This window comes from Flavobacterium ginsenosidimutans (genome assembly GCF_037478105.1).
Taxonomy (GTDB): Bacteria; Bacteroidota; Bacteroidia; order Flavobacteriales; family Flavobacteriaceae; genus Flavobacterium; species Flavobacterium ginsenosidimutans.
In genome coordinates, this window is record NZ_CP147988.1 from 2,401,844 (window position 1) to 2,415,600 (window position 13,757).

General features: G+C 32.6%; 13 protein-coding genes. 5 read left to right on the plus strand and 8 right to left on the minus strand.

Annotated elements, in window-relative coordinates; all coding sequences use genetic code 11:
• Nucleotides 1-77 precede the first annotated feature (77 nt).
• The 5 genes from V6624_RS10655 to metG form a co-directional block, all read right to left on the minus strand.
• The gene (locus V6624_RS10655) at nucleotides 78-965 is read right to left on the minus strand and encodes a DMT family transporter (RefSeq protein WP_111284919.1); all 888 of its coding nucleotides are present in this window, start codon (nucleotides 963-965) and stop codon (nucleotides 78-80) included.
• Between the two features lie 117 nt (nucleotides 966-1,082).
• Nucleotides 1,083-1,358: a hypothetical protein gene (locus tag V6624_RS10660; RefSeq protein WP_111284920.1), complete on the minus strand. Its 276-nt coding sequence runs from the start codon at nucleotides 1,356-1,358 to the stop codon at nucleotides 1,083-1,085.
• A gap of 97 nt (nucleotides 1,359-1,455) precedes the next feature.
• On the minus strand, nucleotides 1,456-2,271 hold the full coding sequence (locus V6624_RS10665) for a hypothetical protein (protein ID WP_111284921.1): 816 nt from the start codon (nucleotides 2,269-2,271) through the stop codon (nucleotides 1,456-1,458).
• A gap of 3 nt (nucleotides 2,272-2,274) precedes the next feature.
• Nucleotides 2,275-3,162, minus strand: coding sequence for a DUF488 domain-containing protein (locus V6624_RS10670; RefSeq protein ID WP_338841729.1), 888 nt, complete (start codon nucleotides 3,160-3,162; stop codon nucleotides 2,275-2,277).
• Between the two features lie 25 nt (nucleotides 3,163-3,187).
• Complete coding sequence (gene metG / locus V6624_RS10675; protein WP_338841730.1) at nucleotides 3,188-5,323, minus strand: methionine--tRNA ligase; 2,136 nt, start codon at nucleotides 5,321-5,323, stop codon at nucleotides 3,188-3,190.
• A 482-nt stretch (nucleotides 5,324-5,805) separates the two neighbouring features.
• Here metG and V6624_RS10680 point away from each other — a divergent pair, with 482 nt between their 5' ends.
• The 3 genes from V6624_RS10680 (at nucleotide 5,806) to V6624_RS10690 (ending at nucleotide 9,045) form a co-directional block, all read left to right on the plus strand.
• Complete coding sequence (locus V6624_RS10680; RefSeq protein ID WP_338841731.1) at nucleotides 5,806-7,308, plus strand: family 43 glycosylhydrolase; 1,503 nt, start codon at nucleotides 5,806-5,808, stop codon at nucleotides 7,306-7,308.
• 245 nt (nucleotides 7,309-7,553) lie between these two features.
• Entirely contained in the window at nucleotides 7,554-7,781 is a 228-nt protein-coding gene (locus tag V6624_RS10685; RefSeq protein WP_263523607.1) for a CDGSH iron-sulfur domain-containing protein, read from the plus strand.
• A gap of 373 nt (nucleotides 7,782-8,154) precedes the next feature.
• Complete coding sequence (locus tag V6624_RS10690) at nucleotides 8,155-9,045, plus strand: DinB family protein (RefSeq protein ID WP_338841732.1); 891 nt, start codon at nucleotides 8,155-8,157, stop codon at nucleotides 9,043-9,045.
• 39 nt (nucleotides 9,046-9,084) lie between these two features.
• Here V6624_RS10690 and V6624_RS10695 read toward each other — a convergent pair whose 3' ends face one another.
• Complete coding sequence (locus tag V6624_RS10695; RefSeq protein ID WP_111284927.1) at nucleotides 9,085-9,987, minus strand: PhzF family phenazine biosynthesis protein; 903 nt, start codon at nucleotides 9,985-9,987, stop codon at nucleotides 9,085-9,087.
• A 232-nt stretch (nucleotides 9,988-10,219) separates the two neighbouring features.
• Here V6624_RS10695 and V6624_RS10700 point away from each other — a divergent pair, with 232 nt between their 5' ends.
• Both V6624_RS10700 and V6624_RS10705 read left to right on the plus strand, forming a co-directional pair.
• Nucleotides 10,220-10,786 (plus strand): hypothetical protein, encoded by a 567-nt coding sequence (locus V6624_RS10700; protein ID WP_111284928.1) that lies wholly within the window; start codon nucleotides 10,220-10,222, stop codon nucleotides 10,784-10,786.
• 23 nt (nucleotides 10,787-10,809) lie between these two features.
• Nucleotides 10,810-12,363 carry a patatin-like phospholipase family protein gene (locus tag V6624_RS10705; RefSeq protein WP_338841733.1) on the plus strand — a complete coding sequence of 518 codons (1,554 nt, stop codon included), beginning with the start codon at nucleotides 10,810-10,812 and terminating at the stop codon, nucleotides 12,361-12,363.
• On the opposite strand, the gene V6624_RS10710 is transcribed toward V6624_RS10705, so the two are convergent.
• Entirely contained in the window at nucleotides 12,364-12,813 is a 450-nt protein-coding gene (locus V6624_RS10710; RefSeq protein ID WP_111284930.1) for a protease complex subunit PrcB family protein, read from the minus strand.
• Between the two features lie 187 nt (nucleotides 12,814-13,000).
• Nucleotides 13,001-13,687: a hypothetical protein gene (locus tag V6624_RS10715; RefSeq protein ID WP_338841734.1), complete on the minus strand. Its 687-nt coding sequence runs from the start codon at nucleotides 13,685-13,687 to the stop codon at nucleotides 13,001-13,003.
• Nucleotides 13,688-13,757 lie beyond the last annotated feature (70 nt).

A 13,757-nucleotide genomic window follows, 5' to 3' on the forward strand; every position in this document is an offset into this window, starting at 1 on the left:
TTAAACTAATTTTTTAGCCACAGATTATGAGATTAAAATCTGCTCAAATCTGTTGAATCTGCGTGAAACCTTTTATCTTAATTCTTAGAAAAAAGCCTTTTCAAAGAAATCGTTTTATCGTAAAATGTAATTCGGATTCCGAAAAGTAATATAATTCCGCCGAAAACCATCTGTAAAGTTATTTGTTCTTCCAAAAACAACCAAGCTAAAATTGAGGTAATTACAGCTTGACTTAACAAACTTAGTGAAACTCTTGTTGCACGCATGTGCTGAGTGGCGTAACTAATCGAAAGCCAAGCACACAATTGGCAAATAACAGCTTGAAGCACGAGAACAAACCAGCCAGCATTTGAAAACCCAGTAAAAGGTTCGCCCAATGCATAACATAAAATTCCTAAATAGATGCTTGAAGCGAATAAACTAATCGTCATAAACGAAAGAACATCGACTTCTGAAAGTACATTTTTGCTAACCAAAAGATAAATGGAATACAGAATGCCAGATAAAACGGCAAATAGAAATGCTTTATCAAAGTTTAAATCGATAAAAAATTCAAAACCGACCAAAGTGACCATTCCGAATAAAGCGACTAATGTTCCGATCCAAAAATTTGTTGCGGGTTTTGCTTTTAGAAAAAAGAAAGAACCAACTCCAACCCAAACCGGAGATAAATTGGTCAACAAAGAAGCTTGAGTCGCGCTTGATTCCTGAATGGCGATATTCCAAACCGCAACATCAGACGAAAATAAAACACCACAAAGTATTGCCAAAAGAGCAAATTTTAGTTTTGGAAGTTTAAAATTTCCGCTTAAAATAACATAAGGCAAAAGCAAAACAACTGCAAAAAACATTCGGTAAAAAGCCGAAATTAATCCTGGTGTTAAACGTAATTTTACCAATATCGGGAAAATAGATATGCAGAGTATACCGCAGATTAAAGCTAATCTTGGTTTTGTGAGTTTCATTAGATGTATTTTATTCTTTGATATTTTTTTTCAAAGATAGCTTAGAAAGCGAGTATTTTGAAACTAAAAAGCGTGAATCGATTAAAAATAGTAAGTGATTCACGCTTTTTTGTTGTTTTAAGCAGCTAAAATTTTACTGCAGGCTTTCTGAATTTGTTTATCCGAAAACGGTTCGAGTGTTTCGGCAAGCATTTCACTGGTTTTGATGCATTCCATCATTTTTGATCTTAGCTCTTTGTCATCTCCCAATTCTGTTTCAAGAATTCGCTTGAAAATTTCAGATAGATAATTGGGCTGTTCTCTAAAATCTCCTTCAAACCAAAGGTCTGAAAGAAATTTTGCCATCGATGGTATTACATCTTGATGTGTCCGTTTTTGATTTTCTTTAGTCATTCTCTTAAAGTTTTAATTAAAAATCCTTAAGGGTATTTTTTGCGGAGCAAACTTATAAAACAAAAACCTAATAAATAAGAAAAACCTGTATTTTTTATCAAAAGAGAGAGTATTGGCTTTTTATTTTAGGATAAAAAATGCCAATAATTACAAAAGGATTATTAGATCTTCTTCTATGCCATTGCATAGTTGTTCCTAAAAAAAGATATATGTCATGTTCATTAGAAAAAGTATCAAAGTATTTATTTTTAACTTTCTCTATAGCTTCTTTTTCATTGTTATTACTCTTAGCCAAGCAATTCCAATATAATTCAAAAATTTCCCAATCTTCAATCATCAATCGGCAAGATTTGCCTTCGTCATCTTCAAATAAATAATAAAATTTATATGGTGCTTTCCTGATAATTTTTTCAGGATTACTATCAATTTCTGCAAAAAGGTTAGTTTGTTTTCTTAATTCAAGCCATTCATTTTTCCATTCTTTGGAATCATTTTCAATTTCAAAAGCAGTAATTTTTGTTGGCTTAAAAGTTGCTAAGGAAATATTTGCAGGAGCTTTAGAATCATTTATAAGTTTATCTCTATTGGTATAAATATTTTTTAGACAGAAAAGTTTCCTTTCTTCCCAAAAGTTATTTGTGTTTATAGTATTATAAATTTTTATGTCGTAGTTATTTGGAGAATAACTTTCGGGACGAAAATCGTCTGTTCTTTTTTTTAGATCTAATTCTACCCAAGTATACTTTTTAAATCCGGTTTCTTTTTTTACTTGATTAAGAAAACTTAATGGAACAGGATAAATTCTTATCCAAGTTCCATCTTCTAATAATCCAGCTGTACAAACCAATTCATCATAGCTTCTAGATGGTAATGGATAAGTAGTAACCGTTATTAGAATTTTCTTTATTGGCATAAATTATAGATGCTCTAGTTTATAGTTGAAACCTTTTAAGTTTGTTATTGCTTCTGATAAATGCTTTCGATGGCATTGACAAACATCAGCTTCGAAACAAGTTAAAGCAATTCTTTTATTAGTTTTAAGCAGATTTAGAATTTCTATTTGATTATCTAATGTTTCACCTAAATTTTGTACTCTATATTTGTCAAACAAAACATCATAATCTATTTGAGATTTGAGTTCTTGCCTTTGATCAGAATCAATACCTACTTCAGGAATATGGATGTATTCTATTCCTACACCATTACAAGCATTTTTTAATTGACTTTTACTAAAGCCATACTTCATACTTAGTGCATTTTTTCTGACATCACATAGAACCTTTATATTATTTTTTATTAGTTTGTTAAGGTAACTTTCTAAAGATATTCCTTCATAACCAATGGTAAATAAAACAACTTCCTCGTCAAAAGATCGATAATTATTTAAGTTTTCAATTTCAGATTCACTTAAATAATTTTGTGCAATTATGCTATTTATAGCGAAATAAGGATATCTTTTATATGTAAGATTAATCAAATCTTCGCTTGTTTTATTAGCATAGATTATTCTAAAATCACTAATTATCTTTTTATCTTCTTTCGTTAATTCATTCAAATAATTTACATCGTCTTCTTTTTTCCAAGATTTATCACTTTCACTTACATTTCCATATTTTTTTAATGTAAATAGGTCTGCGTTTGCTTGAAAAGAGAAACATCCCATTCTATATGGCACGAAATCATATGTTTTCTTTTGTCTTTGTGAACGTGTATATAGAAATAAGAGTTTTTGAAGTTGAATTTTTTCTAATTCACCGTCAAAAACCTGAATCAAAGATAGTAAGATTTTTCTTCTGTAATACATGTTTGTGATATAATTTTAAAAATCTTTAGTTTACCGTAGCTCCGTTCGGTGCATCAGCATCTGGATTTACAAAAACCAGTTTTCCTTCAGCGTTTGTTGTCATTAAGATCATTCCTTGACTTTCAACACCGCGTAAAGCTCTTGGAGCAAGGTTTACTAATACAGAAACACGTTTTCCGATGATTTCTTCTGGAGAAAAACTCTCAGCAATTCCTGAAACAATTGTACGAACATCAATTCCTGTATCTACTTTTAGTACTAAAAGTTTGTTTGCTTTTGGCATTTTTTCAGCCTCTAAAATAGTTCCGATACGAATATCCATTTTCGCAAAATCATCAAACTGAATTAAATCTTTTTGCGGTTCTGGTTGTTTGCTTTCAGCTAAATTAGCTGTTTTTGTTGCTTCCAATTTATCTATTTGTTTTTGTATTTCTTCGTCTTCAATTTTAGCGAAAAGCAATTCTGCCTCACCAATTTTATGTCCTGCTGGAATTAAATCTGAGTTTTCAGAAATATCATTCCAACCTAAAGTTTTCTCAATAAATATATCTTTTGCATCACGATCTTTCTCTTTTAAGAATTTACTGAAACCTGCAAAATGCTCTTTAAGATCAGCCAAATTCAAGATTTTAGAAAGTTTCGCAGCAGTAAAAGGTAAAAACGGTTCAGCCAAAACGCTCAACGCAGCAGCAATTTGCAACGCCACATACATTTGAGTTTTTACACGCTCTGGATTGTCTTTCATTACTTTCCAAGGCTCTTCGTCTGCAAGATATTTATTTCCTAAACGAGCAACATTCATCAATTCGCCCAAAGCTTCACGGAATCTGTAACGTTCCACCGAACTTGAAATTACGGCTGGGTACGCTTTTAATTCTGCTAAAGTTTGTTCGTCAACTTCTGTAAATTCGTTTGGAGTTGGAATAACACCGTCGTAATATTTGTTGGTTAAAACGACAACACGATTCACAAAGTTTCCGAAAATAGCAACTAATTCATTGTTATTTCTAGCTTGGAAATCTTTCCAAGTAAAATCGTTATCTTTTGTTTCAGGAGCGTTTGATGTTAAGGCATAACGTAAAACATCTTGCTTATCTGGAAATTCTTCTAAATATTCGTGCAACCAAACGGCCCAGTTTTTAGAAGTCGAAAGTTTGTTTCCTTCCAAGTTCAAAAACTCATTTGCAGGAACGTTGTCTGGTAAAATATAACTTCCTTCAGCTTTTAACATCGCTGGGAAAATGATACAATGGAAAACAATATTGTCTTTCCCGATAAAGTGAACCAATTTGGTTTCTTCATCTTTCCAATACGGTTCCCAGTCTTTTCCTTCGCGCGCAGCCCATTCTTTTGTAGAAGAAATGTAGCCAATTGGCGCATCAAACCAAACATATAATTTTTTTCCTTCCGCACCTTCAACCGGAACGTCAATTCCCCAATCAAGGTCACGTGTTACGGCGCGAGGTTCTAATCCTGCGTCGATCCAAGATTTTACTTGTCCGTAAACATTGGTTTTCCAGTCGTTTTTATGTCCAACTAAAATCCATTCGGTTAAGAAATCAGAATATCTGTCTAAAGGTAAAAACCAGTGTTTTGTTTCTTTAAGAATTGGAGTTTCTCCAGTAATGGTCGATTTTGGATTAATTAAATCCGTAGCATTTAAAGTAGATCCGCAATTTTCGCACTGATCTCCGTAAGCTCCATCATTACCGCATTTTGGGCAAGTTCCCACAACAAAACGATCTGCTAAAAACTGATTTGCTTTTGCATCGTATAATTGTTCGGTAACTTCTTCAATAAAATCGCCTTTATCATACAAAGTTCTAAAGAATTCCGAAGCCGTATCATGATGAATTTTTGCCGAAGTTCTAGAATAATTGTTGAATGAAATTCCGAAATCTGAAAACGATTTACGGATAATTCCATCATATTTATCAATAACCTGCTGTGGTGTAATTCCTTCTTTTTTGGCTTTCATCGAAATTGCAACCCCGTGTTCATCGCTTCCGCAAATAAATGCTACATCTTTTCCTTGCAATCTTAAATATCTCGAATATATATCTGCAGGCACATAAACTCCCGCCAAGTGCCCAATATGAATAGGTCCGTTGGTGTAAGGCAATGCCGCCGTGATCGTATATCTCTTTGGATTCTGTGTCATTAATATGAATTTTAGAGTGCAAAAATAAGCAATAGAATTGAGATTTTAATATTGCACGGAGATTCACTGGAGTTTTTACTGAGAATTGTGATGTTTTAATCTCGCAAAGTCGCAAAGTCGCAAAGTTTTTGTTTTAAGTAAATAGGTAATCGTAAATATTTGTCATTTCGACGAAGGAGAAATCTCCGCAAGTAGCTCGACAAAGATTGGCTAAGCTTTTTATTAAGCCATAGATTAAAAGGATTAAAAAGATTTTAATTTTAGATATGAATTGCCTCCAGCTTTAGCCGGAGGTTATGTAATTTGAAGGGGTAGGGCTTTAGCCAAACACACGTATTTTTGGCTAAAGCCATTTTGTAGCATCATTATTATTACATCCAGCTAAAGCTGGACGCAATTCAAAAATCATTTTAATCCTCTTAATCTGTGGCTAAATTATATCTTATAGTCTTTTTGACTATATTTGAAAAAAATATCAAAACATGAAAAAAATATATCTAACCTTTTTAATACTGTTTTCGTATTGTGTTTATTCTCAATCACAACCAGAAAAAAGTCTAAAACAAAATCAATATTCAAACCCAATTTTTGCGGGAGATTATCCAGACCCGAGTTTGTTGCGTGACGGAAAAGATTATTATGTCGTTCATTCTTCGTTCGATTATTATCCTGGACTTTTAATCTGGCATTCGACCGATTTGATGAATTGGGAACCTGTTACAAATGCACTTCATAAATATGTTGGAGCAGTTTGGGCGCCAGATTTAATTAAGTACAACAATAAATATTATATCTATTTTCCTGCGAATAATACCAACTTCGTAGTTTCAGCCGATTCTATAAATGGATCTTGGAGCGAACCTGTCGATTTGAAAATCGGAAATATTGATCCCGGGCACGTAACAGATGATAACGGGAATAGATATTTATATTTTAGCAATGGAGGTTATGTGGCTTTATCCAAAGACGGACTTTCGGTAACAAGCGAGTTAAAACATGTTTACGACGGATGGAAAATTCCGCGTGAATGGAGTATTGAATGTTTTTGTATGGAAGGGCCAAAATTATTCAAGCGTGGAGAATATTATTATTTAACTGTTGCTGAAGGCGGAACTGCAGGCCCAGCGACAAGTCATATGGTAATTTCAGCAAGATCAAAATCGCCTTTTGGACCTTGGGAAAACTCGCCTCATAATCCGATTGTGAGAACCAACAGCAGTTCTGAAACTTGGTGGTCAAAAGGACATAGTACTATTTTTGAAGATGCCAACGGAAAATGGTGGATGATTTTTCACGGTTATGAAAAAGATTATTACAACTTAGGAAGACAAACTTTACTTCAGCCAGTAGAATGGACAAAAGACGGCTGGTATAAAATTCCAGATAATATCGAGACGGATAAACCAATTGCAAAACCAGAAGGTAAAACACTTCCTGAATTTTCTTTAAGCGACAATTTTGAAGGTTCGGCTCTTAAACCGCAATGGAAATTTTATAGTGGGGTAGAAGCTTCAAGATTTAAAGTTGCGAATAACACTTTGACTATTGAAGGAAAAGGCGACGGAGTAGGAAACAGTTCGCCTCTTGTAATTGTTCCGGGCGGACATTCTTATTCTGCGGAAGTAGAAATGGAAATAGAAGGCAATGCAGTAGGCGGATTAACGCTTTTTTACGATAATAGATATTACTCTGGAATATTAGCCGATCAAAACAATATCTTGGCGAATTTGAGGGGTTGGCAGTTTCCAACGGAGAAAAATACTCATACGCGAAAAGTCTTTCTTAAACTAAAAAACATCAAGAACACAGTAGATATGTTTTACAGCATTGATGGAAAAGATTGGAAGAAAATCGAAAACTCTGTAGAAGTTTCAGGATATAATCATAATGTCTTAAGCGGGTTTTTGGGATTAAGAATTGGTCTTTGTTCGATTGGAAAGGGAAGTGTGAAGTTTAAGAATTTTGTTTATAAAACTTTAGAGTAATCGTTCCGTTTGTCATCCTGAGGAACGAAGGATCACACTAGAAATTCGACAAAGATTGGTGAATATTCTTTGCGGAGTTACGCGTGAGATCCTTCCTTCGTCAGGATGACAAGATTGGGATTAAACTTTGCGCCTTCGCGTCTTCGTGGCAAAACCCACATAAAATAGAACCAGTTTAAACTACGTTTCACGCTTATAAATGAGAATATATTTCGCAATCTTTGCAGTCGAAAAAAACAAAATTTATGAGCAAGGCTAAATTAATCATCAATAAAAATGGTTCAATAAAAATCGAAGGAGATTTCGAAATTATGGATCCAGAAGGAACACTTTATGGCTTACAAGGAAGAACTGCATTAGGTCTTTGCCGTTGTGGACATTCTGCAAACAAACCATTTTGCGATGGAGCACACCGAAACAGCTTCGAACACGATTCAAAGGCATTTGATTTACCGCCAATGAAAACGAACTAAGAAGTTTTTCTAGTTTTAAATATTTTAAACCGCATCCTGCCTGATGCGGTTTTTTTATGAAGTTTTTTTTGTAAAAGTAAGTTATTACTTAGGAAAACAATATTACATTTACAGCAACATTAATTTTCCAAAAATGAAAAAACTAATAATACCACTGCTGTTTTTATTTTTTAGTATGAGTCAGGCTCAAACTGTAAAAACAGTTTCTACAGATTGGACATCTATAAGTCAGACTATTGCTATTTAGACTTCTGTAAAGAAAAAATTTAAAGTAACTGCTTATGTTAAAGTCGAAACTACAGAACCAAAATCATGGGCGGGAGTTTGGGCTCGTGTTGATACCAAAAACGATGAAGATGGTTTTTTTGATAATATGAGCGACAGACCAGTAAAATCTAAAGAATGGAATTCATACACTGTTGAAGGAACTGTCGATAAGAATAGTAAATCATTAAGTTTTGGAGGTTTATGTCTATTTGACGGGAAGTTTTACTTTGACAAATTTGAACTTTTTATTGAAAATGATAAAGGTGTTTACGAACCTGTGACTGTTTTAAATTCAAGTTTTGAAAGTCCGATAAGTAATGGAGATGTTCCAAAATGGATTCAAGGAATAAGCAACGATGCAATTGTTAAAGTAAAAGAATATAAAATTACTTCGGACAAATCTAGTGTTGATGGAAAAAACAGTTTACTTATAGAAGGAAAAGGAATAAAACCAAGATTAGAAGCTAAAATTGGAAATGTTGAAGGAGCATCTCCAAAAATTGCAGATATGATTTCTATGCTTGAAGATTTAAAAGCTCGTGTTGAGAGAACAGTAAAAAACATGAGCCAATATGAAATTGATTATCTTCATGATGCAGAAGCAAACCGAATTGGAGCTTTGGTAATGCATTTGGCTGCAGCCGAAAAATATTATCAGGTCTTTACTTTTGAAAATAGAGATTTTAATGAAGAAGAAAAGAAAAAGTGGGGAAATGCTTTAGATTTGGATCAAGGCGGAAGAGACGAATTTAAAGGTCATGATATTCAATATTATTTGGATATCTATAATGAAGTAAGAGCAAAAACAATTGAAGAATTAAAGAAAAGAGACGATGCTTGGTTTGCAGAAGTACAAACAAGATACGATTGGACAAACCAATATTGCTGGTTTCATGTTATGGAACATCAATCGAGTCATTTAGGTCAGATTTTGTTTCTGAAAAAGAGAATTCCGCCAGAACAGAAAAAAACGTTACCACAGGAAATTAAAAAATAGAATAGATGAAAGCTGCATTATACAATGCAGCTTTTTACTTTAAATATAAAGCTCTCCTTTCATAGTTATAATCGAAGAACCGCCTACCAAAATATCTTCTTCGCGATTCATAACTTCGATCATTGAAGGCTGTTTTAATTTTACGCCTTGAAGAATTTTATATTCCTTTTCAGATTTAGTGAATTTCTTTTGCGTTAAAAAACCAATTAATGGTCCAGCTGCAGTTCCTGTTGCAGGGTCTTCGTTTATTCCGATTATGGGATTAAAAAATCTTGTTTCGACTATGTGATCTAGGCCTTCCTCAGCTGGGGTGAAACAATAAAACCCTTCAAAATCATATTCTTTTGAGATTTCAATTAAAAGTTGGTTGTCAGGAATAAAGCTGTTAAGTATCTGGCTGTTTTTTATAGGAACCATTGTATGAGCAACTTCTGTTTTAACAATTGTTGGCACAAAAGCATTTACATCCAAATCTTCAATCTTTAAGCCCAGAGCAACTGCAATTTTATACGTTGGAATTTCTTGTTTAATGACTGCCGATTTTTGATGCATTTGAACCATTGGCGAAAAAGTATCAGAATCAATACTTACTGTTACTGGAATTGCAGAATGTTTCATAATTACAAAAGGCTCACTTTCATTTTGTTCATCAAAAATGGGCATTCCTTTTAGGAGAGCGCCGCAGACTGCACCTAATAAATTGTGCCCCGCACCATCAATTTCGATTCCGATTGGAGTAAACGAACGGACTACAAGTGCTTTTTCTCTTGTAGAATAATAGACAAATGAGGTTTCAGAATAGCGAAATTCTCTAGAAATATCCTGATAGGTTTCTAGTTTTAGATTTCCATCTGTAAAAACCACAGAAAGCGGATTTCCTTTGTAGCTCTCGTTTGAGAATACGTCTAAAACGTAATATTCTAATACTTTTCTTTGATTCATACTTTTCTGCTAAACTGAGTTTGAATGCAATAAAATTACTGTTTATTCTTGTATTTTATTTATAGGTTTTACATTTCACGGTTATTTTAATATTACTTTTTGATTAAAAATTTGTTTTTGAAATCAATCAGTAAGATTAGGCCAGAATCTTAAAGATTTAAAAATCAGTGTAAAAACATTTAGGTTTGAATTAATTCAATTAATTTTAGTTCATTGTAAATAATCTTTATTTATGGAAGAACTTACGCATGTCAAATCGATTATCGGAATCATTTTGGGTTTAAGTTTAACGCATCTTATAAAAGGTTCCGTAATTTTTATTCAACATCCCGGGCGCAAGAAATTCTACTTTGTACATGCTTTATGGGTGTTTTACGTATTCTTGATGCTTATTCATTTTTGGTGGTGGGAGTTTAATCTAAAATTAATCCATGAGTGGTATTTTGCAGATTATTTCTTCATTATCTGTTATATCTTAATCTATTATTTGCTTTGTGCCATTCTTTATCCCGACGATTTAGTAGATTATACAGGATATGAAGATTATTTTTATTCCAGAAAAAAATGGTTTTTTTCGGTATTGGCAATAAGTTTCGGAGCCGATATAATCGATACGGCAATCAAAGGCGGAGACTATTTTTTATACAACCAAAACGAATATTTTGTTCGGGTTATAAGTCACATAATTTTATGTTTAATAGCAATAAAAATAGATAATAAAAAGTTTCATACTATTTTAGTGGCACTTTTTATTGTTTACGAACTCTCGTATATATTGCGATTATTTAATGTTGAATAGATAGTAATTAAATGGAATTTAAGATGAAAATTAAAAGTCTTTCTCTAGGATTCTTTTTTCTTTTTATAATAAATAAAGGAATAACCCAGAATAAAATAAATCTCTTTTCAGAAATCAATTATAATTCAATTCCTGCTGTTGATTTAAGCGAATATAAATCGGTTCAGGATCGTGACAGTAGGCTTCAGAATCCGAATATTGCTTTAGGAGTTGGTATTTCGGGTGGCGGATCGCGAGCGCAGTTTTTTAGTATGGGAGTTCTTTTAGGTTTAGAAGATATTCAGGAAGACAATTCGAGTCGTAATTTTCTAAATGAAGTAGATTACTTTTCTACCGTTTCGGGAGGCTGTTATTCGGCGGGATATTATTTGACGATTTTGAAAAACAAACTGCAATATGACAATTGTACCTTCAACGAATTTTATTTTTCTAAAGCCGATGCCTTTAAATCGGATGTCAGTAAATCGGCGACACTTTTTTCGCTTTTGAATAATAGCAGAAACGAAAAAGGAGAAAAAATCTCTATGGCACAACGTTTAGATTTGGAAGTGTTGCAATATAACAGCAGCAATCCAGAGAATCAGAATAAGTTTAAAACGCAAATGCTTTTGTCTGATTTCTTTATTCCAAAAGACAGTAAACAGAATCCGCAATTGCCAATTTTGGTTGCCAACGGAACGGCTTATAACAACGGCGAGCGTTTTCCGTTTATGCCACATATTATTCGGGCTTTAAAAATCAATTCGTCTTTGGCTCCCAATAAAGCGTCACTTTCGCTTGACGAAAATTATATTAATAATGGTTATGATTTTCCTTTGACTTATGCTATTACAGCAAGTTCTGCTTTTCCTGGTGTTCTTCCAAAAACCAAATTCGGAATCAAAAATCAAGATAAAATTTTATGTGTGATTGATGGCGGTGCGTCTGATAATATGGGTTACGAAACCCTGATCGAACTGCTTCACAACGATACAAAAGTTAAAGACAAAAACAAAAAAGCGCTATTTATTGATTGTTTAGGACAAGGAAAAAAGGCACCTTTTATAAATGATGAAAAAATCAGATTGATTTCTTTATTAGAAACCGCTTCTTTATATACGGTTCAAACTCGTTACATAACTTTTGAAAAAGATGTCGAAAGTGATCTGGAGAAATATAAAATTCCAACTTCAAATTACCAGATAATTGGTTTTACAACATTGCGGGATTATCTTTTAAAGCTAAACAAAGATCAAGCTTACGAAGATTTGGTAACGCAATTAAAAAATACTGATGATGATGCGACAAGCTGGCTTAAACTTCATGATGATTTTCGAGCACAGTTAATTGCAAAATTTGGAATAGATAGTTTTAAAAAAGATAAATACGGCGAAGTGCAGCTTTCTAGTTTAGACAAAGAAAAATTTAAAGAATTTGGCGCTGCCGAACTTTTGATGTTATATGAATATTCGTCTCACGTAGAAACCAAGCTAAAAATAACACCCCAAGAAAAAGAAATGTTGCTCTTGGCTGGACGTTTTGCAACTTATTTGAAAACGAATGAATTGAAAGAATTATTGATTGAGAATAGAGGATAACTACTGTTCAAAAATAACCTTTTTATCTGTTTTGTCTGTTTTTACAATATCGTAAGGTCTAGATAATTTGGAAGTATTATTACCGTTTTGTAGTTTTTCGACTTTTACAATTATAGTATTTCGATTTTCGCTAATTTCAACAATATCTATAGAATGTCCACCGCTGGTTTGCGTTTTGTCTATAACAGCAATGATTTGATATTTGCTAAAATCAATAGTGTTTTCTTTAAAATATTTGGAAAGATTAGTTGAAGCATTCATTTCCTTAACTAGTTTATCCCAGTTTTTTTGGTCTTTGATAATTAAATGTCTCGGCGCAAGACTTTGATCATTTGGAAAAGAATCTCCTTTTGCAACTAACGAAAATTGCACATCAGAGTTTGGTAAATCTTCACTTTCGCAACTAGTTAATGCAAGCAGAATACTAACAATTAATATAATTTGTTTCATGGTTTTGGTTTTGGTTTTGAAACTTTAGTATAAAGCTTTATCTATAATAGATGCATTTGTCTCTAAATAGTTGCGTAAAAAAGGTGTTAGGTTTTTTAAAACTAATTTAACCATAACGGAAGTTTTGATTAAAAATTGTGTGTTAGTTAAGAAAAATTAAAAACAATTGTAATATTTTTAAATAGCATCATAAACCCAATATTCCAAATTCATGTTTAACATCTTTGCGTTGACTTAATTTTGTTGGATTTATGCTCCAGTTTTCTGCAATTTCCATCACAATTTCTTCATCTATAAAATCAATATGAGCTGCATCATCTTCTGTAGAACTATTTAGAACTACATATTTTTTCTCAATTTCAGTTGTTTCGCCTTCCATAATATAGCCATTTTCATATTCGTCAGAATATGTAAATAATCTTATCAGTTTTCCGTCAATAGCTTTCATCCAACAATGATAATCAGAAACTCTGTGTGTCGCAAAAAATTGAGCTTCACCAAATTCTTTACTTAATTCTATTAAAATTTGTTTCTCTGTACCGTAAGAAAAATTATTTCCACAAACTAATGTCCATTTGCCGATTTGTGGCGTAATAAAAATTGAGTTGTCGTAGGCTTTTTTTATTCCTAGTTCCCAATTACAATTTGATACTTTTTGTAATTTTAAAATTTCTGCAATTCTTTTTTTATTATCTGTTTTTACTGCGAACCATTGCATTTTGTAACCGAAATCTATTGCATTATCAATTTCTAAATTATTGTCTGACTCATCAAACAATACTTCTTGTTTCCTTGCTAAAGTCTTTTTTAATAGATAACTAACAGCTAAAACAACAATAATAAGAAGAATACGAATTATGATTTTTGAATCCATTTTTGAGTTTTATAAATACTGCAAAAATAGTAATTTTTTTCTTACTTTAAAGTAGGTCGTTTACATTCAA